The sequence below is a fragment of the Chryseobacterium sp. 2TAF14 genome (assembly GCF_052115105.1).
In the GTDB taxonomy this organism is placed as follows: Bacteria; Bacteroidota; Bacteroidia; order Flavobacteriales; family Weeksellaceae; genus Chryseobacterium.
Window position 1 is genome coordinate 22,804 of record NZ_JBFRGA010000028.1, and the last position, 21,837, is coordinate 44,640.

Below are 21,837 nucleotides of genomic sequence, written 5' to 3' on the forward strand. Positions count from 1 at the left end.
CAACTTAATTGTCCTTAATTGTTCAAAAATTAAAGTTTAAAATAATTCAAAATCTAAAATTTAGATAAAAAATAAAATTTGACTATGGCAAATTTAGATATGTGGGAAGTGTTTATTCAGACTAAACCGGGATTATCTCACAAACACGTTGGAATTGTACAGGCGCCAACAGCAGAAATGGCTTTGCAGAACGCAAGAGACGTTTATACAAGAAGAAAAGAAGGAACTTCTGTTTGGGTAGTTCCAAGTAAATATATCGTGACTTCGGAAGGAATCGATAAAGAAGCTTTCTTTGATCCTGCTGATGATAAATTGTACCGTCACCCGACGTTCTACGACATTCCAAACGATGTAAAAAATATGTAATTAATAAAGATTTTAAGATATGAGATGTCAGATACTAGACTTTTTTGTCAATCTGAAATCTAATGTCTGAAATCTGAAATCTACTAAACAATGAACCCATTATATAATTATTTATTAAAATTAGCAGACGACAGTTTCATTATGGGACAGCGTTTGTCTGCTTGGTGCGGTGAAGGTCCTTATTTGGAGGAAGATATTGCATTAACGAACATTGCGTTGGATGAACTTGGACAGGCGAATAACTTTTATGTTTACGCTTCAAGAGTGATCGATAACGGGAAAAGTGAAGATGATTTAGCATTTTTAAGATACGAGCACGAATACGTAAACGCACACTGGACAGAGCTTCCCAACGAAGATTATGCCCAGACAATTTTAAAAGTGTATGTTTTCGCGGTGTATCAGAAATTGATGTACGAAGCATTATCAAATTCTGCAAATGAAGAACTTTCTGCCATTGCTCAGAAATCTTTGAAAGAAGTAAGATATCACTATACTCACGCTGCATCCTGGATGAAAATTTTCGCTCAGGGAACGGAAGAAAGCAAATCTCGTCTTGAAAAAGCAATCGAAAATATTTGGGAATATACGAAAGGTTTATTCGCAAAATCGGAAGGAGAAGATGATTTGGTGGCTTTAAATATTGCTCCGAATACAGACGGTCTTTATGAAGAATTTTTAGCAATTACACAGAAAGATTTTGCAGATTTTCAATTAGAATATCCTGCAAATCCTTTCATGCAGCCGAAATCAAGAACGGGTTACCACACAGAATATTTTGGATTTATCCTTTGTGAATTGCAGTATATGCAGAGAGCGTATCCTGGTTGTACTTGGTAAAATCTTGAATGTAACAATGTAGCAGTTTAATAATGTAACAATTTTGAACTACCATTGAGTTTACTCTTTGTTGACTTTGTTAAGTAGAACGCCTTTGCGAACTTAAAAACAGTTAGTAGTCAAAAAAAACTTAGCGCACTTTGCGTTTAAAAAACTTCAGATAAAAAAAGATTGAAAAATCCCTTAGAAATATTAGAACTCGTTCCCGACCCGGAAATTCCGGTAATCAATATCGTGGAATTGGGTATTGTAAGAGAAGCAAAAGTTACCAGCGAGAATTCTTGTGAAGTAACGATTACGCCGACTTATTCTGCCTGTCCCGCTATGTTTACCATTGAGGAAGACATCATCAAAATCATGAAGGAAAACGGTTGGGATGCGAAAGTAGTCACCAAAATGTTTCCGATCTGGACGACAGATTGGTTGACAGATGAAGCAAGAGAAAAACTTCGCGTTTACGGAATCACACCTCCGGAAAAAGGAGCCGACGAACACCACATCGGGAAACCGAAAAAATGTCCGCGTTGTGGTTCTATGAATTCAAAACAGATCAGCAGATTCGGGTCTACATTATGCAAGGCTTCTTATCAATGTTTAGACTGTTTAGAGCCGTTTGATTACTTTAAATGCCATTAGATTAATGTAACAATTTAGCAATGTAAAAATGTAACAATTTTGAATGCGGCAAATATTGTTAGACTGGTAAACTGATACATTGCTACATTTTTATGCGTAAATTTACATTAATTATAAAAAATAAAACTATGTACACACAACTCGATATTGAATCACATTTCGACGGAAAGCTGAAAATTGCATATCTGAATCAGCCTGAAACGATGAATGCGCTAACAAAGCCGTCTTTGGGAGATTTAAAGGACTTTGTCAACGAATGCAGCAATGATCCAACAGTAAGATGTGTTGCGATTTCCGGAAGAGGGAGAGCGTTTTGCTCCGGTCAGAATCTGGATGATGCTTTTGTTCAGGGCAATGAACATCATGATAACGACATCATCAGAAGAATTGTAACCGATTATTACAATCCTTTGGTACTTGAAATTACACGTTGCAGAAAACCTGTTGTAGCTTTAGTAAACGGTCCTGCAGTAGGAGCGGGCGCAATGCTGGCTTTGATCTGTGATTTTGTTTTAGCCAATAATAAAGCATACTTCGCTCAGGCATTCTCCAATATCGGATTGATTCCTGATACGGGCGGAACTTATTTCTTGCCGAAATTATTGGGAAGACAATTAGCTAATTATTTAGCATTTACTGGTAAAAAATTATCGGCTGAAGAGTCAAAATCTTACGGTTTGGTAGCTGAGGTTTTCACAGAGGAAGAATTTAATTCAAAATCAATGGAAATTTTAGAAAAAGTTTCCAATATGCCGACTGTTGGTCTGAAGTTAACTAAAAAAGCTTTTGCTAATTCTTACGACAATACTTTAAAAGAGCAATTGGAGCTGGAAGGAGATCTTCAGCAAGAAGCAGCCGAAACCGAAGATTTTAAAGAAGGCGTAAGTGCCTTTTTACAAAAAAGAAAACCTGATTATAAAGGAAGATAAGAATTAATATAACAATGTACCAATGTAGCAGTTTATCAATGAAATGCTTCGACAAGCTCGGCATGGCAGTGATTGTTACATTGTTACATTGATACACTGTTACATTATGGAAGTAGGAATTATCGGTGCCGGAACGATGGGAATCGGCATTGCACAAGTAGCCRCAACGAACGGATGCAAAGTTTGGGTCTACGACGCCAACGCAAAACAAGTAGAAACGGCAACCGTAGGTTTGGAAAAAACATTAACCAAATTGGTTGATAAGCAGAAAATTTCATCAGAAAAAATGGTCGAAATTTTGTCTAATATTTCCATTGCTACAGAATTGAAGGACTTCAAAGATTGTGAACTCATCATTGAAGCCATCATCGAAAACAAAGACATAAAAACCAAAGTTTTCACAGAATTAGAGAAACACGTTTCAGAAAGCTGTGTGATTGGTTCCAATACATCATCTATTTCCATCACCTCTCTCGGTGCGGAATTCCATCTTTACTTACAGAAAAATCTTTAGCGGAAAAAATCTATAATCTCATGAAAGATTGGGGAAAAACTCCGGTTATTGCTAAAGATATTCCCGGATTTATCGTTAACAGAATCGCCCGTCCTTATTACGGAGAAGGTTTGAGAATTGTTGAAGAAAACATCGCAACAGTAGAACAGGTTGATGATGCCATGAAAATAATTGGAAACTTTAAAATGGGACCTTTTGAATTAATGGATCTCATTGGTGTTGATGTGAACTTCTCTGTAACGAAAACGGTTTACAATGAATATTTCTACGATCCAAAATACAAGCCATCTCTTCTTCAGCAAAGAATGTCGGAAGCCAAGCTTCACGGCAGAAAAACAGGAAAAGGTTTCTACGACTATTCTGAAAATGCTCAAAATCCTGTTGCTCAAAAAGACGATGCACTTTATCAGCAAATATTTTTGAGAATTATTTCTATGCTAATTAACGAAGCGGTTGAAGCCAAAAGATTAGGTGTTGCAAATGACGAAGATCTAGAATTGGCAATGCAGAAAGGCGTAAATTATCCAAAAGGATTATTGGCTTGGGGAAAAGAAATCGGATATGCAAAAATTTCCGAGACTCTTCAAAGTCTTTACGAAGAATATCAGGAAGAAAGATACAGACAAAGCCCGTTACTTCGTAAAATGTAACAATATACCAATCTAACAATGTAGCAATTTGTCTATTATTCTGAGCAAAGCGAAAAATCTCAATTGGTAAACCGTTACATTGTTAAATTATTACATTAAAAAATGGATATAGAAGGATTTAGAGCCGAATTGGAAACAAGGCTTCTCATTGAAAAAGAATACATCATTCAGGAACTTTCTTCAATCAATGATGAAAAGGAAAAACTTGATTTATTAGGAAGATTCAATGAAAAATATAAAGAGCTGATTAAAAGAATTGCTACTGAAGAAGGAATTGATGTAAATGCTTCTTATTCAAATGAAAATCCATCAAATTCTGAAAATCTTACATATGAACAAATAATTCTCGGCAAAACCATGAATATTTATGATAAATTGTCTGATGAATTATATGAACAAATAACAAGCGTACACTAAAAATGAATCCAAGACAGGTTGCAGAATATATGTTTGATCAGGATGAGTTTTCCCAATGGATGAATATCAAAATGATCGAAGTCAAAGAAAATTATTGTTTACTGGAAATGCCCATCAAAAAAGAAATGATTAATGGGTTAAAAACAGTTCACGGCGGAATTACGTTTGCTTTTGCAGATTCTGCATTGGCATTTTCGTCCAACAATACGGGAGATGCGGCTGTTGCGTTAAACTGTATCATTAATTTTACCAAAGCCGGAAAAGAAGGCGATGTTTTCAGAGCAGAAAGTATCTTGGTCAATGATACCAGAAAAACTGCTGTTTACGACATTAAAATTACCAATCAAAACAACGATTTGATTGCAAAATTCGTCGGAACGGTTTACAAAATAGGGAAAAAAGTAACAGAATTATAATAAGATAAAAGACATCAGATTTCAGATATTAGATTTGAAAATGTCTGTTATCTGAAATCTATCATCTAAAATCTAATAAAAAATGAACAACGTATATATCATAGACTATGTAAGAACGCCCATCTCAAAATTGGCTGGAGGGCTTTCTGAAGTTCGTGCAGACGATTTAGCAGCGATCGTTATCAAAGAAATCGTTGCAAGAAATCCTGAAGTTCCTGTTGACGAAATTGAGGACGTTATTTTCGGATGTGCCAATCAGGCGGGTGAAGATAACAGAAACGTAGCAAGAATGGGACTTTTATTGGCTGGACTTCCCTATAAAATTGGCGGTGAAACGGTAAATAGATTGTGCGCTTCGGGAATGTCGGCGGTGGCAAATGCTTTCCGTTCGATTGCTTCCGGTGAAGGTGAAATTTATATTGCTGGTGGAGTTGAACACATGACGCGTTCGCCTTATGTAATGTCAAAACCAAGCTCAGCTTTCGGTAGAGACAGTCAGATGTTTGATACGACTTTCGGATGGAGATTTGTAAATCCAAAAATGAAAGAAATGTATGGCGTTGACGGAATGGGCGACACTGCTGAAAATTTAGCAGTTATGCATAATATCAGCCGTGAAGATCAGGATAAATTTGCTCTTTGGTCACAACAAAAAGCAACAAAAGCTCAGGAAAGCGGAAGACTGGCGGAAGAAATTGTAAAAGTTGAAATTCCACAAAGAAAAGGCGAACCAAAAATCTTTGATACCGACGAATTCATCAAGCCAACTTCTTCAATGGAAGGTTTAGGAAAACTTCGTCCTGCTTTCAGAAAAGAAGGCGGAACAGTAACTGCCGGAAATGCTTCTGGAATGAATGACGGAGCTGCTGCTTTAATTTTAGCAAGCGAAGAAGCAGTAAAAAAATATGGTTTAAAGCCTAAAGCAAAAATCTTAGGCTCATCCGTTGCCGGTGTTGAACCAAGAATTATGGGAATTGGGCCTGTTGAAGCAACTCAAAAATTATTAAAAAGACTGAATCTTTCATTAGACGATATGGATATCATTGAGTTGAATGAAGCTTTTGCTGCTCAAGCTTTAGCAGTAACAAGAAGTTTAGGTTTACAAGATGACGATTCAAGAATCAATCCAAACGGCGGAGCGATTGCAATCGGTCATCCACTTGGAGTTTCTGGAGCAAGAATTGTCGGTTCTGCTGCAATCGAACTTCAAAAACAAAATAAAAAATATGCATTGTGTACCCTTTGTATCGGTGTCGGACAAGGCTATGCAATGGTGATTGAAAAAATATAATTTTTTTATAATGTAACAATATAGAAATGTATCAATCTAACAATTCTTGACATGCTGAACTTGTCGAAGCATCTCAATTGGTAAACTGTTAGATTGATACATTGTTAAATTTAAAAACTATGAACATTTACTCATATCACGGAATCCGTCCTATCATCAAACCTTCTGCTTACGTTCATCCACAAGCGGTGATTATCGGAAATGTAGAGATCGGTGAGGAAGTTTATATCGGTCCAAACGCAGTGATCCGTGGGGACTGGGGTAAAATTATTGTCAAAGACGGAGCCAATGTTCAGGAAAACTGCACACTTCATGTTTTTCCGGGTATTGAAACTATTTTAGAAGAATCTGCACACATCGGTCACGGTGCGATTATTCATTCCGGACATATTGGAAAAAACTGTTTGGTTGGAATGAATGCTGTTGTGATGGATAAAGCCGTAATCGGTGACGAATGCATCATCGGAGCTTTGGCTTTCGTTCCGGCAAATTTTAAATGTGATGCAAGAAAATTAATTGTCGGAAGTCCCGCAAAAATTATCCGTGATGTTTCTGATGAAATGATCAAATGGAAAACGGAAGGAACAAGATTGTATCAGGAATTGGCAAGAGAAGGTAAAGACGCAATTCTTCCATGTGAGCCATTTACAGAATATGTTCAGCAGATTCCTACGAAAATTGTTGATTACAGTATTTGGGATGACGTGAAATAAATCTAACAATATACCAATGTAAAAATCTAACAATAATGTCGTTATGTCATGCTGAGCCTGTCGAAGCATCTGAATTGGTAAACTGTTAAATTGATACATTGCTAAATTAAAATATAAAATATTTTATGGAAAAATTAAAAAACTATATCTACGGTGAATGGGTGGAAGGAAGCGGAAACGGGATTCCTTTATATAACGCTGTAAACGGTGAGCAGGTTGCTGTTTCCGATACGGAAGGTCTGAATTTTGAGCAGGCTTTGGATTACGGAAGAACAGTCGGTTATAAAAACCTTTCATCCATGACGTTCTATGATCGTGGAGAAATGTTGAAAAAAGTAGCGCTTTACCTTTTAGAAAGAAAGAAAAAATATTACGAATTATCTTATAAAACTGGGGCAACTCACGTTGATTCTTGGGTAGATATCGAAGGAGGTTTCGGTACTTTCTTCACGTATTCAGGATTGGCAAAAAGAATGCTTCCGAATACTCCGTTTTGGGTGGATGGAGAAACTCAGAAAATCTCTGCAAAAGGAACTTTTTTGGGGACTCACATTTTAACGCCAAGTGAAGGAGTTTCAGTACAAATCAATGCGTACAACTTTCCGGTTTGGGGAATGTTGGAAAAATTATCCACATCTTTGTTGGCAGGTGTACCTTCAATTGTGAAGCCATCTCCGTTTGGTTCTTATTTAACCAACGCTGTTTTCCACGACATGATTGAAAGCGGAATTCTTCCGGAAGGTGCTGTTCAATTGGTTTGTGGCGAACCGGGAAATATTTTGGATTATGTTCAGGATGGAGATTCTGTGTTGTTCACGGGTTCTGCAACAACGGGGAGAAAATTAAAATCGTTACCTTCTGTTGCCGGAAATGCGGTTCGTTTCAATATGGAGGCAGATTCTTTGAACTGCTCGATTCTTGGTTTGGATGCAAAACCGGGAACTCCGGAATTTGATCTTTTCATTAAAGAAGTTCGCAATGAGATGACTACAAAAGCCGGACAGAAATGTACGGCGATCAGAAGAATTATCGTTCCTGAAAATTTGGTTGGAGATGTTCAGAATGCTTTATCTAAAGCTTTAGACCAGACAAAAATCGGAAACCCGTTAAGCAGAGAAACAAGAATGGGTTCTTTGGTTGGAAAACAACAGTATGATGAAGTTTTAAGAAAAGTTGATTTACTTAAAGCAGAAACAGAATTGATTTATGATGGAAAGCACGAATTGTTAGATGCGAACTATGAAAATGGCGCATTTATGAGCCCGAAACTGTTCTTAAATAATTCTCCATTTACAAAAAATATTTCTCACGATGTCGAAGCCTTCGGTCCGGTTTCTACGTTGATGCCTTACAAGGATGCAGAAGAAGCGGCAGCGTTGGCAAAAAGAGGAAAAGGAAGTCTTGTTGGCTCAATTGTATCACATGATGATAAATTTATCGCCGAAACGGCGTGGAAAATGGCTTCTCAGCACGGAAGGATTTTTGTGTTAAACAGAGACAATGCGAAAGAAAGTACAGGTCACGGTTCTCCGCTTCCTACTTTGATGCATGGTGGTCCCGGAAGAGCAGGAGGCGGTGAGGAAATGGGCGGATTAAACGGTCTTCATTTTTTCCTTCAAAAAACAGCAATTCAGGGTTCTCCGGATACGTTGACAGCACTTACTAAAATTTATCAGCAAGGCGCTGAGAAAAAATATTCAGACAAACATCCTTTCCAGAAATATTTTGAAGAAGTTGAGGTGGGAGATTCTTTAGAAACAGCAGGAAGAACAGTTACTGATGCAGATATTGTGAACTTCTCTAATGTTTCTTGGGATCATTTTTATGCACATACAGATGCAACGAGCTTGACAGGAACGATCTTCGATAAAACCGTTGCTCACGGATATTTCATCCTTTCTGCGGCGGCTGGATTATTTGTTTCAGGGAAGAAAGGACCTGTTATTGCGAATTACGGATTGGAAAACTGTTCGTTCTTCAAACCTGTTTATGCGGGAGATACGATTACGGTTTATTTGACAGCAAAAGAAAAAATCAACAGAGGAGTTAAAGGGAGAAATATTCCTTCAGGAGTTGTGAAATGGCTGGTTGAGGTTGTGAACCAAAGAGATGAAATCGTTTGTGTAGCGACAATTTTAACGTTGGTGGCTAAACATTCTCCTTTTATTGACCTTAAAAATGTTCAGAAAATTGTAAACGGATTATCTGAAAATACTCAACCATCTTGGGGCAAAATGTCTCCTCAGCAAATGATTGAGCATTTGGAACATGGCGTTTTGGTTAGTTTAGGAGAACCGGAAGCAAACAAATGTTTCACCCCTGAAGAGCAATTGGAAAAATGGCAGGATTCTCTTTACAATCACAGAAAAATGCCGAAAGATTTCCCTGCGCCGTTCTTAGTGGATGACGAAAAATTATTAGAATTAAGACATAAAAATCTTGAAGTTGCAAAGACTTCTTTCCTGGAAAATTTGAAGAGGTTCTCCATTTATTATAAAGAAAATCCACAGGCTGAACACATGAATTTTGTTTTCGGAAAACTGAATAAAGAAATGTGGGAACTGRTGCATAAGAAGCATTTTACGCATCATTTTGAACAATTTGGATTGATTTAATTCAAAATAAAAGTTTAAATTTATAATCCCTTTTGGTTATTACTGAAAGGGATTTTTTATTTTTAAACCTTATCAAGGATTTTTACTGTTTATTAAAAAAATGATAATTACTTTTACAGTAAAATCAGAATATTATTTATCTAAAATAAAATATGGAACTAAAATTTTTCAAAGACTTCGATTTTACAGATTTTTGGAATGAAAGCAGTTATTCGGTAAGAGATTATATTGAAGGATATCCGGATGATGAGATGATTGTTTCAATCGAAAATGAACTAGGATATAAACTTCCGGCTTCTTATATCGAATTAATGAAAATTCAAAATGGAGGACTGATAGAAAAAAATTGTTTTCCGACAACAGAAGTCAATTCTTGGGCAGAAGATCATGTTGCGATTACGGGAATTATTGGGATCGGAAGAGAAAAAACATATTCTATTTGCGGAGAGCTTGGAAGTAAGTTCATGATTGACGAATGGGGATATCCATCCATTGGAGTTTATATTGCAGATTGTCCTTCGGCAGGGCATGATATGATCTTACTTGATTATTCGAAATGTGGAAAAGATGGTGAACCAAAAGTTGTACATATAGATCAGGAAAATAATTATAAAAAAACTTTTCTTGCTAAAGATTTCGAGGCTTTTATTAAAGGTTTAAAAAACGAAGAGGAATTTAATTTATATTAATTATTGAATAGGTAGAATGAATAAAYCCTTCGGAGATAAAGTTATTGAGTTTAATCAAAATTTAAGATACGATGGAAAGCTTCCCGAAGATTTTCAGGTTATAAATCCGTATTTAGATAATCCTGAAACGATGTTCGCCATGAAACAATTTTATCAAAAATATTATAATGATTCAAATCAGCGTAAATTTTTGATAGGAATTAATCCGAGTCGTCACGGAGCAGGAGTTACAGGTGTTCCTTTTACCGACACGAAACGTCTGGAAAGTGTCTGCGGAATTAAAATGAAATCTGCTCACACGCATGAAGTTTCTTCGGTTTTTATGTATGATATGATTGCTGCTTATGGCGGTGCAGAAGAATTCTACAAAGATGTTTACATCAATTCTCCGTTTCCTTTAGCGATTGTCAGAAAATCAAAAGGAAGCTGGATTAATGCTAATTATTACGACGATAAAGAACTTTTTAATGATGTAAAAGATTTTATGATCGACTCTTTGAAAAAACATATCAGTTTAAATCTCGATACTTCAGAAGTGTTTATTTTAGGTAAAAAAAACGCAGATTTTATTTCAAAATTAAATCAGGAAGCAAATTTATTTCAAAAAATGACAGTTTTGGAACACCCGAGATACATTCAGCAATACAAATCGAAAGAAAAACAGTTGTATATTGATAAGTATATTTTAGCCTTAAAAAAATAGACGCAAATGAATTCATTTCCTTCAGGAATACAATTTAAATATAATTGGAGAAAATATCAGAAAAAATTTTTGGATTCCGCTGGTGAATATCTCAATGACAACCATCTTCATATCGTAGCGCCTCCAGGTTCTGGAAAAACAGTTTTGGGATTGGAAATTATGTTAAGATTGAACAAGCCGACCTTAATTGTGGCTCCGACTTTAGCTATCAGAAATCAATGGATACATAGATTTTGCGAATTATTTTTAGAAACTGAAAATATTCCTGATTGGATATCCACAGATTTTAGAAATCCCAATTTTGTTACAGTGACGACTTATCAGGGAATTCATGCGGCTTGTAGCGATACAAAAGAAATAGAAAAAAATGATGAAAATTCCGATGAAGAATACTCTCCTAGTAATATTTCTGAAATTGTAAACAAGCTAAAAAAGCAGAAAATAAATACCTTCATTCTTGATGAGGCTCACCACCTGAAAAATGCATGGTGGAAAAGTCTGATGGATCTGAAGCAAAAAATCAATCCTGCCATTGTTACATTAACGGCAACTCCTCCTTTTGATGTTTCAGGCGCAGAATGGCAGAAATATATTCAGCTCAACGGGCCGATGGATGTAGAAATATCGGTTCCTGAATTGATGATTGAAGGAGATCTTTGTCCACATCAGGATTTAGTTTATTTTACTTTGCCGACTGAAAAAGAGCAATACAAAATTGAAGATCATTACAATTATGCAAATAAATTCTTCGAAGAAATTAAAAATGATAAAATCATATTACTTGCTTTAGAAAACCATCCTATTTACCGAAACCCGGAACAATATCTGGACTGGATCTACGAAAATCTTTCATCTTATACTTCAGGATTGGTGTATTTAAATTTCAGAGGAAGGGAAATTGCAGATATTCATTTTAAAATTGTTGGCGATCAGCAAAAATTTGTTCCCGAATTTGATTTTTTCTGGCTTGAGGAATTGCTGAATCTTTATCTTTTTGTAGACGAAATCCATTTTAAACAGTTTGAAGAACATCGTACCAATCTTGAAAACAAATTGGGAAGAAATGGTTTCTTGGAGAAAAAAATGGTAAGTTTTTTCAATAATAAAAATTTAACGCAAATTCTCAATTCGAGCATCGGAAAACTTCAGGGTATAAAAGAAATTGTTGATTTTGAATATTCCGTGCTTAAGGAAAGTTTAAAAATGGTTGTTCTTACAGATTTCATCAAAAAAGAATTCTTGACAAATAATTAGCAAAATAATTTTAATCTTGATAAAATAGGTGCGATTCCTATTTTTGAGAAACTGAGGAGAGAAAATTTTGATAAGAAAAAGATTGGCGTTCTTACGGGAAGTATTGTTATTATTCCTAAAAGTTCGAAAGCAATTTTTGATAATTTTTGCATGAGAAAGGAAGTTTCGGGAGTTTCAGTTTCTGAGCTTTCTTATGATCGGGAATATTTATTGATTGCTGTTTCGGATCAGATAAGACACGTAATTGTTCATATTATTACACAAATTTTTCAATCGGGAGAAATTCAGGTTTTGATTGGAACAAAATCACTTTTAGGAGAAGGCTGGGATGCGCCGAAAATGAATTCTCTGATTCTTGCGAGTTTCGTAAGCTCATTCGTCCTTTCCAATCAGATGAGAGGCAGAGTGATCCGCACAGATAAAGATGATCCGCAAAAAACAGGAAATATCTGGCATTTGGTTTGTTTTGACGAAAAAAGCCAGACAGGCGGACAGGATTTTGATATTTTAAAAAGAAGATTTAAGACTTTTGTTGGTGTTTCAAACAGTGATAGCTCTTCTATTGAAAATAATTTTGAACGTTTGAACATTAAGATCATTGAAAATAAAAAAGAGTTTTCTTTGATCAATCTTCAGACATTTGCTTATGCCAAAGATCGGGAAAATCTTTCAAAACGTTGGAAGAATGCTTTGGATAAAGGAAATGTGTTGATTGAAGAAATGAAGATCCCAAGTAGCGAAATGTACAGAAATGAAGAAATAAAACTGAGCTATCTGAAAAAAATGATAGGAAATTTTTCCGGGATCATGATTTCTACAGCTTTCACTTTTCTATACGAAGTCGTTTCAGAGATAATAAAATCTTTAGATGATATTCATTCCCGAAACGGATTTTTCAAGGTTGCTCTTTTTGCCGGAGTTTTAGGCATTATTGTTTACGGAAGTAAATTTGTATGGGCTACGAAACAATATTTAAAGTATAAAAAAATTGCCAGACATTTGGAATTGATAGGAAATGTAGTGTTGCAAAACCTTATCAACGGAAAAATTGTTCAGACTCCTGCTGAAAAATTAAAAATTATAACATCAAGTGATATTTATAAAAATTCAATCTGTTATTTGGAAGGAGGAAGTAATTATGAAAAGTCTCAGTTTATTCAAACCTTACAGGAGTTGATTTCTCCTGTTGACAATCCGAGATACTTATTACAGCAAAGGGAGAATTTTTTTTTCATGAAGAAAAATGTATATTTTCCAATTCCTGAAATTTTCGCAAAAAATAAAAAGAGCGCAGAGTTCTTCCGTAAATCATGGAGTGAAACTTTTGATAAATCTGATCTAATTTTCACAAGAACAATTGAAGGGCGACAAATTTTATTGAAGCTAAGATTTCAGTCTTTAATGAAAAAAAATAGACAAATAGAACATCTTCACAAATGGACAAAATAAAAAATTAGCTTAAAAATTCCTGTTGAAGTAACAGAAATTAATTAACTAAAATAAATGATATGCCTTGGAATCCTGAAATTTATAACCAATTTAAAAACATTCGTTATCAGCCTTTTTTTGATTTAATGAATTTAATTTCATCAGAAAATCTCAAGAAAGCAATTGATATTGGTTGCGGAACGGGTGAACAAACTCATATTCTATCGGAAAAATTTCCGAATGCGGAATTTTTAGGAATAGATTCTTCTGCAGAAATGCTTGAGGAAACTTCTGAATTTGAAAATGAGAGATTGAGTTTTAAACAGCAAACCATTGAAGAACTTTACAACTCAACCGAAAAATGGGATTTTATTTTTAGCAATGCGGCTTTGCAATGGTCGGATGATCATGAAAAGTTATTCCCGAAACTGCTTTCTTTATTGAGTGAGAATGGACAATTCGCTGTTCAAATGCCAGTTCAGGCTGAAAATACACTCAATCAGATTTTATTTCAACTTGCATCGGAGGAGCCTTACAAAACCCGGCTTCAGGATTGGAACAGGATTTCTCCGGTTTTAAGTTTGGATGAATATACAAAAATGATGTTTGATGCAGGATTGAAAGATTTAAATATCGTTGTGAAAGTTTACCCGATTATTGCTGAAGATGCAGATCAGTTGTTTAAGTTTATTTCAGGTTCGGCTCTGATTCCGTATCTGGAAATATTGAATGAAGAGCAGCAAAAAGACTTTATTGATGAATATAAAAAGAGAATAGCAGAAAATTTTGTACAATTTCCTGCAATTTATGCATTCAAAAGAATGTTATTGTACGGARGGAAATTTAAATAATGAATTCCCCATTAACTGGGGAATTTCATTTGCCTAGAATCGTTTTTTTTGAAAACTTGTAAGATATAAAAAGTTTTCATGGGAATTAGTTGATAACTTCTTTTATCTATCACAAAATAACGGATTTTTCACAGAGTAAAACAGGGTATAAATACGGTATTTTATATTCCGTATTTATACTGATGATATTTTGATTTATTTATTTTTAGAACTAAAAATTATGAGATTAGCTTTCTCAAAAGTCCTTTATTTAGTATTTTTGTAAAAATCGAATTTAAATTAAGATGAGTGATTTTGTAACATCAGAAATTAAAAATAATATTGCCGAAATCACTTTCGGTACTGCAAAAAGTAATGCTCTTCCCGGAGCAATTCTTGAAAAATTAGCACAAACTATTCTTGACGAAGGTGCAAAAAGTGAAGTTAAAGCGATTCTTGTAAAAAGTGAAGGCGAAAAAGCTTTTTGTGCAGGTGCAAGTTTTGATGAGCTTTTAGCAATCGAAGAGCTGGAAGCTTCTACAAAATTCTTCGGAGGTTTTGCCAAAGTTTTAAATGCCATGAGAAACTGTGGGAAAATAGTTGTAGTAAGAGTACAGGGGAAAACCACGGGTGGCGGTGTTGGCTTGGCTTGTGGAGCAGATTACTGTTTTGCAACCAAAGATTCTTCGTTGGCTTTAACTGAAATCAATTTGGGAATTGGTCCTTTCGTAATCGGGCCGTATGTGGAAAGAAAAATCGGGAAGTCTCAGTTTTCGGCGATGGCAATTGATGCAGATTTTAGATCGGCAAAATGGGCGGAGCAGCACAATATCTATCATTCGGTTTCAGAAAACATTGCAGAAATGGATGCTGAACTTGAGAAATTTTTGAACACTCTGGCTACAAGAAGCGAAGATGCTTTAGCTTTAATCAAAAAAGTTTCATGGGAAGGAACAGAGCATTTTAACGAATTGATGCCCGCAAGAATTCATATGAGCGCAAGTCTGATTCTTGAAGATTCTGCCAAGAAAAATATCGAGGCAATCAAGGAAAGGTTAAGAGCAAAATAAAAAATAAGCGTTGAGATTTTCAACGCTTTATTTTTTGTATTCTGATTGTAATAAAGAATATAAAACCGAATCTTCGAATATTCCGTCAACTAAATAATGGCCACGAAGATTTCCTTCTCGGGTAAAGCCAAAATGATCTAACAGTTTTTTTGAAGGGATGTTGTTTTCGTCAATGAGTGCTTCAATTCTGTTAAGCTGCATTTTTTCAAAACCAAATTCAAGCACTTTTTCCAAGGTTTCTTTCATAAAGCCTTTGTTTTTAAATTCATCAGCATTCAAAGCATAACCAATTTCTGCCCGATGATGTTGAGGATTCCAGGTGTGAAAACCGCAATTCCCGATAATGGCTGAGCTTTGTTTTTCTACAATTTGAAAATTCAGCATTTTTCGATTGTAAGATTCATAGCCTTGTTGACGGATTTTTTTCTGGCGGGTAAACTCTTCTTCGGTTTTTATGCCTAATATTTTCCTTATTTCGTCTTCGTTATTAAGTTCAAAGATTTGGTTCATTATGTCTGAATCCAGTTTTTGAATTAGCAGACGATCTGTTTCTATGGTTTCAAATGTCATTTTTTTGTTTGTTTAAATTTTATCAATTTCAATAATTGACTTGCGAAGCAAAAATTGACCATTGACAATTCACTTTATATCTGTTGTAAGTTGTTAAAAACCTGGTCAGTCAGAAAAATCGATGTGAGATTTTTTAAAATTTAGTTTTTCAATAAATTAATAGAAACCGTTGCCAACTCAGAATTTGGAAATTTTCTGAATAATTCTCTGTCAATATTCAATCCTGTTTCCAGGCAGACCTTTTTAAAAACATCAACTTCAAGAATGTATTGATCAGAAAAACCATGCGTCGTTTCATACGCTGTTGCCGGAGTTTTTCCTAAATTTTTGCTGGTAAGTTTAGGGTCTAAAGCATGAAGTTCAATAATTAAAAGTCCGTTTTTTCTGATGTACGGAAGCCAAAGTTCCAAATGTTCTTTCAGGCTTTCTTCCACCAGATTATTCGGAAGTCTTTTTCCGCGATGGGCAAATGCTCCGGTTGAAGTGCTGATTCTTGCTGGCTGATTATTTTCCGGAACCTTCCAAACCCGGTTATGATCTAAAAAAGTTCTGATATTAAGTAAATCAGAAAGGTCAATTTCATATTTTTCTTTTAAATCATCAGCCAATTGTTTCGGATTTCCGATGTCTCCCCAAATTATTTTCGCCCAAATATCGTTGTTGATAAGATTGGCTCTGGTTACCTTCAAAGCAGCTTGGTTATAATCTGCTCCTACCAAAAAAAGAGGATGCTCTTCCAGCATTTTTCCCCGAATGGTATACCTTTCTATGGTTTCAAAAATATGTTGGATGAAAGCGCCATTACCGCAACCCATGTCTAAAACACCTTTCGGCTGAAGATGGATTGGCTGATTGAAAATCTGAATAATAAAATCGTTTGCCACTTTAAAATAATTGGAATGCGAACCGCCGCTTCCCCAAACATTCATTGCACGGTCAACATGAATTTCGTCTTCACCTTCCGATATTTCTCTTATTTTTGAAGCATTACCAAACAAAAGATCATCCATTTTATTGAGTAACGGAAGATACGAAACCGTAACGCCGTAAGAAGTTGCTCTTTTGGCAAAATAAATTCCGGTTTCTGTAAATTTATAATTATCATCGGTCTTTTTAAACCAGCCTAAATAAGTAAGAAAATCTAAAATCGCCTCAAAATTTTCTGAATTTTTGTGAAACTCTGCCGCCTGAAACGAAGTTTCCATAAAATATTTATGAAACATTCCTGTCATGCCAAGATAAACAATCACCGGACCGATGATGCAGCCTTCAATATGTTTTAAAATCTGTCTCTGAATTTGTTTTTCTTCGATATTCTCTGAAAACTGAATCCCAAAATGATCTTTTACAGCATCGCTCAATCGTTTAAATTCTTCGATAAATATATTTTCATTGATCTGATTTTTAATATCCGTAGAATGTTTTAGGAAAGAAATTACTTGTAAGTACAGCAAACTGTACTTTTGAAGAAACTGAGTTTTAGAATTAGCTGAAAATATAATTAGGTCGATTTCATTATCAACCTCATAATCTACAAAGCCTTGTGACGCCATTGCGCGGATTGCAACATTCAAATAACCTTCGTTGGCTTTAAAGTCTTCTGAAAGCTCTCTTAAAGATATTTTTTTCCGTTCTATAATGAGAGCAATCATTTCTTTTTTCATTAATGAAGCTACGATGGGTGCGGTAACAACGCCGTCCAAATGTCTGAATATTTCTGAGCGCAAGGTTTCTTTGTCCATACAATACATTTTTTTAAAGTTAAGAATTTGAGTAAAATATTTCATAAAAAGTTTTGCTATTTGAAAATTAAATATAACTTTGTAATTCAAAGTTCTTTTATATGGAATCAAAAAACTATCACGAAGACTTATCGCACATTCGTTCTATGATGGAACGATCTTCAAGGTTTATTTCATTAAGCGGATTATCAGGAGTGGTTGCAGGTTTGGCAGCAATATCCGGAGCTGCGTATGTTTGTTTCGTTTTTGAAAGAGAAGGGCTCAATTATTTTGATGGCGACAGAATTACTTTCAGTAAAAGTATGGTGAATGAATTGGTTATTACCGGGACAGTGATTTTAGTAGTTGCCATTTTAAGCGGATATTTTTTTACTGCCAATAAAAGCAAGAAAAAAGGTTTGAAAATTTGGGATGCCACAACCAAAAGACTTTTGTTTACCTTTGCAATCCCCTTAGTAACGGGAGGATTTGTTTGTTTAGGACTTTTGTATCATCATCTTTTCTCTTTAGTTGCTCCGGCTACTTTGATTTTTTATGGATTGGCATTGGTAAATGCTGAAAGATATACTTTGACAGACGTAAAATATTTAGGGTTTTGCCAGATTGGTCTGGGATTGATTTCATTATTCTTTTTAGGATGGGGATTGGTTGCATGGACTTTTGGCTTTGGCGTTTTGCATATTGTGTATGGTTTGATTATGCATAAGAAGTATAAGTAGTTAGTTAGTTAGTTAGTTAGTTAGTTAGTTAGTTAGTTAGTTAGTTAGTTAGTTATGGGGAATATTATTTCGTTTAGAGATTTAATTGTTTGGCAGAAGTCGCATGCGTTTGTTTTGGAGATTTATAAAATAAGTTCTGCGTTTCCGAAAGAAGAGACTTATGCTTTAACAAGCCAACTAAGAAGAGCTGTAGTTTCAGTTCCGGCTAATATTGCTGAAGGATTTACTAAAAAAACTTTGCCTAACAAACTAAATTATATTTCGCATTCTGAAGGATCTTTGCAGGAAGTAAATTATTATCTGATCCTGGCGAAAGATTTGTGTTATATAAATGACACAGTTTTTGAAAATGCGTATCAACACAGTAAAGAAATTTCAAAACTATTAGGAGGTTATATTAAAACAATAAAAAACTTTCATCAAAAGAAATAAGAATTATAAAAAACTAAAAAACTAAAAAACTAAAAAACTTTTTTAATTAAGATACTATAAGTAATGATTAACATCAGTCAACTCAACAAAGAATTCGAAAGCCGTGTAAGATTGGGCATTATGTCTGTTCTTATGGTCAACGACTGGGTTGATTTTTCTGAAATGAAAAACCTTCTTGAAATCACAGACGGGAATATGGCAAGTCATAGCAATGCTTTGGAAAAAGCCAATTATATTGAAGTTAAAAAAGAGTTTGTAGGTAAAAAACCAAAGACTTCATACCGTGTAACGCAATCAGGAAGAACAGCGTTTACCGAACATTTAGATGCATTAGAAAAATTAATAGGCAGATAAAGTCTATATTTTTTTGAAAATAAACTTTGAAACACAAAGTACTTTTAATAAATAAAATTAAATTATTATGATGACACAAAAACAAAAAACAGCAATGATTTATTCTGTACCAATACTATTACTAGGGTTTGCGGTACTCGGAAATTTATTCTCAAAAGAATTCAATTGGTCTTCCTCAGACTTTCTTATTGCAGGAATACTTTTATTCGGCACTGCTCTTATTATCGATTTGGTCCGCAGGATTGTGAAAAACAAAACCTATAAAATCCTTCTCTGCGTCGTGGTTTTATTTGTATTGATCCTTACCTGGGTAGAGCTTGCTGTAGGTCTTTTCGGGACGCCTTTTGCGGGAAGCTAATCTAATATTTTAAAATTCAGTTTGAATGATTTTCACGGTGATAATCTGATTTTGATGATTGCAATCAGAAATCAGCGTAATCTTTTAAATCCGCAAGAGCAAAATTATTTAAAAGCATACAATAATGACTAGAAAAAAATTTCTGAAAAGACTTATGCAACTTTCTGCAGCCGGAGCTTTACCTTTTCTTTATTCGTGGCAGATCGAACCGTTTTGGGTAGAGTTTGTAGAGCGCAAACTTCCAATCAAAAATTTACCTGAAGAATTAGAGGGAAAGATTTTGATGCAGATTTCAGATTTGCATGTCGGAAACAGATTCGACTGGAATTTTTTGATTGAATCTTTCGGAAAAGCACAAGATTTCAATCCTGATTTTGTGGTTTACACAGGCGATTACGTTAACCACGGAACTCCTGAAGACCATAAAAATTTAGAAAAAGTAATGTCAAAAGCTGTTTACGGAAAACTGGGAACTTTCGGGATTCTCGGAAACCACGATTACGGAAAAAGCTGGAAAGACTTAGGTTCTTCGGAAGAAATTTATCGCATTCTGCAAAACAGTGGTGTTACGATGCTTAAAAATCAGCAAACGGAATCTTATGGCTTAAACATTATCGGTTTTGATGATTTGTGGTCGCCCAATTTTGATCCTATGAAGGTAATGAAAGATTACGATCCCGAAAAAGCAAATCTTGTGCTTTGTCATAACCCCGATGTTTGCGACAAAGATGTCTGGAATGGTTATCAGGGATGGATTTTAAGCGGTCATACTCACGGCGGACAATGCAGAATTCCCGGTGTGATCACTCCTGTTCTTCCGGTAGAAAACCGAAAATATGTTTCCGGAGAAATTGATTTGAAAGACGGAAGAATGCTTTATATCAATCGGGCTTTAGGACATTCTTATCAGGTGCGTTTTATGGTGCGCCCGGAAATAACGGTTTTTAAACTTGTACGAGATGAAAAAGTTTAAAATAAACAATGTTGCATTTATTTATTTCTACTCTAGCTGGTTGATTGGAATTGTAATCATTTTATTAAAAATGTTTGAAACGAATGATGAACTTGCTTATAGTTTACTGTTTTTGACTGCATTTAATCTGATTATCAATCTTTTTTCAATAGTTTTTCTCTTCGTTTTATATTACGTTTTTCCAGAAAATAGAATTGAGTTTAAAAAGTCAGCATTTCTTCTGTTTTTCAATTTTCCAATTCTGTCTTTTTTCTATATAATCATTTTAATACTATTATCATGAAAGATAATTCAAACTTTACAAAATCTCAAATCAAAGATTGGTGGAGTGAAAAAAGAAAGCTTTATAATTATGGATTGTTTATTTCTGGATTCGTTGCATTTATTCTTTATATAATTGTTGGAGTAAATTTTATAATGCCTTATGATGAAGATTTTGAAATTACATTATTTACAATTGCCTTTCAAGGAATAGGTTATTTAATAATGATTGTTTTTGCTAATTTATTTTATCATTTAGGCGTTACAAAAGATCTTAATCATAACAAAGAAAACACAATCGAGTATCGGGAAAATTTATTCAATATTGGCTTTTGGTTTTCCGTTTCATTGCCATTTTTAGCTCCAGCTTGGCTTCTTTTATCATACTTTTTAGAATTTTATTAATACATTAACAATGAAAAAAACACGCGTTCAGTTCCTTCTTTTTGTTTACGACAAAACACAAAAATTGTACAGGAAATATTTTAAAAAGAAAAAAAGGCAATGGCAGTTTAATGAAAAGCAATTGCTTGAGTTTCATAAAGATTCTTTAGGCAGAAAGCTTGGCGAGTTTTATAAAAAACATGGCTTTACGATGATTCCAAAAATGGAAAACCACGATGTGCATCATTTGCTGACCGGTTGCGGAACCAATTTCGAAGACGAAATCGCAATGCAGTTCCTGCTTCTCGGGAACGGAAAACTTAATGCCCATCTTTTGGCAGCCATTGTTTTAGGAAGTATTATTCTCCCGGAATACCATAAAATGTATCGCAATGCTTATCAGAAAGGGAAAAATATGAGAGCGTTTCACCACATCGATTTTGAATCTTTATTGTGGCAGAATTTTGAAAACATTCAGGAATTTTTCAGACAAAAAGAAACACCCGTTTTCTATTAATCTCAACCTCAAACTTAATCTCAAGCTTAACCTCAACCTCATGAAAACACATCACTATATATTTTTAAGCACCATCGCATTCGTCGTTTTGTTTTATAACGAAAATGTGGGTCTAAATCTTGGTATTTTAGGCGTTTTGTACTCAGTTTTAACGCTTATTAAAACC

General features: G+C 34.7%; 24 protein-coding genes and 1 pseudogene. 23 read left to right on the forward strand and 2 right to left on the reverse strand.

What is annotated here, in order from left to right; all coding sequences use genetic code 11:
• Positions 1 to 84 precede the first annotated feature (84 nt).
• The 16 genes and pseudogenes from paaB (at position 85) to AB4Y90_RS05410 (ending at position 15,361) form a co-directional block, all read left to right on the forward strand.
• Positions 85 to 366 carry a 1,2-phenylacetyl-CoA epoxidase subunit PaaB gene (gene paaB / locus AB4Y90_RS05335; RefSeq protein WP_034679196.1) on the forward strand — a complete coding sequence of 94 codons (282 nt, stop codon included), beginning with the start codon at positions 85 to 87 and terminating at the stop codon, positions 364 to 366.
• A gap of 90 nt (positions 367 to 456) precedes the next feature.
• On the forward strand, positions 457 to 1,206 hold the full coding sequence (gene paaC / locus AB4Y90_RS05340) for a 1,2-phenylacetyl-CoA epoxidase subunit PaaC (protein ID WP_441556419.1): 750 nt from the start codon (positions 457 to 459) through the stop codon (positions 1,204 to 1,206).
• 171 nt (positions 1,207 to 1,377) lie between these two features.
• Positions 1,378 to 1,842: a 1,2-phenylacetyl-CoA epoxidase subunit PaaD gene (paaD, locus tag AB4Y90_RS05345; protein WP_441556420.1), complete on the forward strand. Its 465-nt coding sequence runs from the start codon at positions 1,378 to 1,380 to the stop codon at positions 1,840 to 1,842.
• A 128-nt stretch (positions 1,843 to 1,970) separates the two neighbouring features.
• Complete coding sequence (locus tag AB4Y90_RS05350; protein ID WP_441556421.1) at positions 1,971 to 2,771, forward strand: enoyl-CoA hydratase/isomerase family protein; 801 nt, start codon at positions 1,971 to 1,973, stop codon at positions 2,769 to 2,771.
• Positions 2,772 to 2,877: 106 nt separating this feature from the next.
• Positions 2,878 to 3,935 (forward strand): annotated as a pseudogene (locus AB4Y90_RS05355) (3-hydroxyacyl-CoA dehydrogenase family protein).
• A 102-nt stretch (positions 3,936 to 4,037) separates the two neighbouring features.
• A complete protein-coding gene (locus AB4Y90_RS05360; protein WP_441556422.1) occupies positions 4,038 to 4,352 on the forward strand; it encodes a hypothetical protein in 315 nt (104 codons plus the stop codon).
• 2 nt (positions 4,353 to 4,354) lie between these two features.
• The gene (locus tag AB4Y90_RS05365; protein WP_441556423.1) at positions 4,355 to 4,768 is read left to right on the forward strand and encodes a PaaI family thioesterase; all 414 of its coding nucleotides are present in this window, start codon (positions 4,355 to 4,357) and stop codon (positions 4,766 to 4,768) included.
• 82 nt (positions 4,769 to 4,850) lie between these two features.
• Entirely contained in the window at positions 4,851 to 6,059 is a 1,209-nt protein-coding gene (gene pcaF, locus AB4Y90_RS05370; RefSeq protein WP_441556424.1) for a 3-oxoadipyl-CoA thiolase, read from the forward strand.
• 119 nt (positions 6,060 to 6,178) lie between these two features.
• The gene (locus tag AB4Y90_RS05375; RefSeq protein WP_441556425.1) at positions 6,179 to 6,772 is read left to right on the forward strand and encodes an acyltransferase; all 594 of its coding nucleotides are present in this window, start codon (positions 6,179 to 6,181) and stop codon (positions 6,770 to 6,772) included.
• Positions 6,773 to 6,897: 125 nt separating this feature from the next.
• Complete coding sequence (gene paaZ / locus AB4Y90_RS05380; RefSeq protein WP_441556426.1) at positions 6,898 to 9,387, forward strand: phenylacetic acid degradation bifunctional protein PaaZ; 2,490 nt, start codon at positions 6,898 to 6,900, stop codon at positions 9,385 to 9,387.
• Positions 9,388 to 9,539: 152 nt separating this feature from the next.
• Positions 9,540 to 10,076, forward strand: a complete 537-nt coding sequence (locus AB4Y90_RS05385) for an SMI1/KNR4 family protein (RefSeq protein ID WP_441556427.1) — start codon at positions 9,540 to 9,542, stop codon at positions 10,074 to 10,076.
• Between the two features lie 16 nt (positions 10,077 to 10,092).
• Positions 10,093 to 10,779, forward strand: coding sequence for an SMUG2 DNA glycosylase family protein (locus AB4Y90_RS05390; protein ID WP_441556428.1), 687 nt, complete (start codon positions 10,093 to 10,095; stop codon positions 10,777 to 10,779).
• Positions 10,780 to 10,785: 6 nt separating this feature from the next.
• Positions 10,786 to 12,033, forward strand: coding sequence for a DEAD/DEAH box helicase (locus tag AB4Y90_RS05395; RefSeq protein WP_441556429.1), 1,248 nt, complete (start codon positions 10,786 to 10,788; stop codon positions 12,031 to 12,033).
• Positions 12,034 to 12,183: 150 nt separating this feature from the next.
• On the forward strand, positions 12,184 to 13,482 hold the full coding sequence (locus tag AB4Y90_RS05400; RefSeq protein WP_441556430.1) for a hypothetical protein: 1,299 nt from the start codon (positions 12,184 to 12,186) through the stop codon (positions 13,480 to 13,482).
• Positions 13,483 to 13,541: 59 nt separating this feature from the next.
• Entirely contained in the window at positions 13,542 to 14,312 is a 771-nt protein-coding gene (locus tag AB4Y90_RS05405) for a methyltransferase domain-containing protein (protein WP_441556431.1), read from the forward strand.
• A 284-nt stretch (positions 14,313 to 14,596) separates the two neighbouring features.
• Complete coding sequence (locus AB4Y90_RS05410; protein WP_441556432.1) at positions 14,597 to 15,361, forward strand: enoyl-CoA hydratase/isomerase family protein; 765 nt, start codon at positions 14,597 to 14,599, stop codon at positions 15,359 to 15,361.
• A 27-nt stretch (positions 15,362 to 15,388) separates the two neighbouring features.
• Here AB4Y90_RS05410 and AB4Y90_RS05415 read toward each other — a convergent pair whose 3' ends face one another.
• Together AB4Y90_RS05415 and AB4Y90_RS05420 are read right to left on the reverse strand one after the other, a co-directional pair.
• On the reverse strand, positions 15,389 to 15,931 hold the full coding sequence (locus AB4Y90_RS05415; RefSeq protein ID WP_441556433.1) for a GNAT family N-acetyltransferase: 543 nt from the start codon (positions 15,929 to 15,931) through the stop codon (positions 15,389 to 15,391).
• 140 nt (positions 15,932 to 16,071) lie between these two features.
• The gene (locus AB4Y90_RS05420) at positions 16,072 to 17,673 is read right to left on the reverse strand and encodes a class I SAM-dependent methyltransferase (protein WP_441556434.1); all 1,602 of its coding nucleotides are present in this window, start codon (positions 17,671 to 17,673) and stop codon (positions 16,072 to 16,074) included.
• 101 nt (positions 17,674 to 17,774) lie between these two features.
• Here AB4Y90_RS05420 and AB4Y90_RS05425 point away from each other — a divergent pair, with 101 nt between their 5' ends.
• From AB4Y90_RS05425 to AB4Y90_RS05455, 7 genes are all read left to right on the forward strand, one after another.
• Positions 17,775 to 18,392 carry a hypothetical protein gene (locus AB4Y90_RS05425; RefSeq protein WP_441556435.1) on the forward strand — a complete coding sequence of 206 codons (618 nt, stop codon included), beginning with the start codon at positions 17,775 to 17,777 and terminating at the stop codon, positions 18,390 to 18,392.
• A gap of 54 nt (positions 18,393 to 18,446) precedes the next feature.
• Positions 18,447 to 18,824, forward strand: a complete 378-nt coding sequence (locus AB4Y90_RS05430; RefSeq protein ID WP_441556436.1) for a four helix bundle protein — start codon at positions 18,447 to 18,449, stop codon at positions 18,822 to 18,824.
• Positions 18,825 to 18,887: 63 nt separating this feature from the next.
• Entirely contained in the window at positions 18,888 to 19,178 is a 291-nt protein-coding gene (locus AB4Y90_RS05435; RefSeq protein ID WP_076560069.1) for a winged helix-turn-helix domain-containing protein, read from the forward strand.
• Between the two features lie 67 nt (positions 19,179 to 19,245).
• The gene (locus AB4Y90_RS05440) at positions 19,246 to 19,536 is read left to right on the forward strand and encodes a hypothetical protein (protein WP_441556437.1); all 291 of its coding nucleotides are present in this window, start codon (positions 19,246 to 19,248) and stop codon (positions 19,534 to 19,536) included.
• A 124-nt stretch (positions 19,537 to 19,660) separates the two neighbouring features.
• On the forward strand, positions 19,661 to 20,509 hold the full coding sequence (locus tag AB4Y90_RS05445) for a metallophosphoesterase (RefSeq protein ID WP_441556438.1): 849 nt from the start codon (positions 19,661 to 19,663) through the stop codon (positions 20,507 to 20,509).
• Between the two features lie 279 nt (positions 20,510 to 20,788).
• A complete protein-coding gene (locus tag AB4Y90_RS05450; protein WP_441556439.1) occupies positions 20,789 to 21,175 on the forward strand; it encodes a hypothetical protein in 387 nt (128 codons plus the stop codon).
• A gap of 10 nt (positions 21,176 to 21,185) precedes the next feature.
• Positions 21,186 to 21,671: a Coq4 family protein gene (locus tag AB4Y90_RS05455; RefSeq protein ID WP_441556440.1), complete on the forward strand. Its 486-nt coding sequence runs from the start codon at positions 21,186 to 21,188 to the stop codon at positions 21,669 to 21,671.
• Positions 21,672 to 21,837 lie beyond the last annotated feature (166 nt).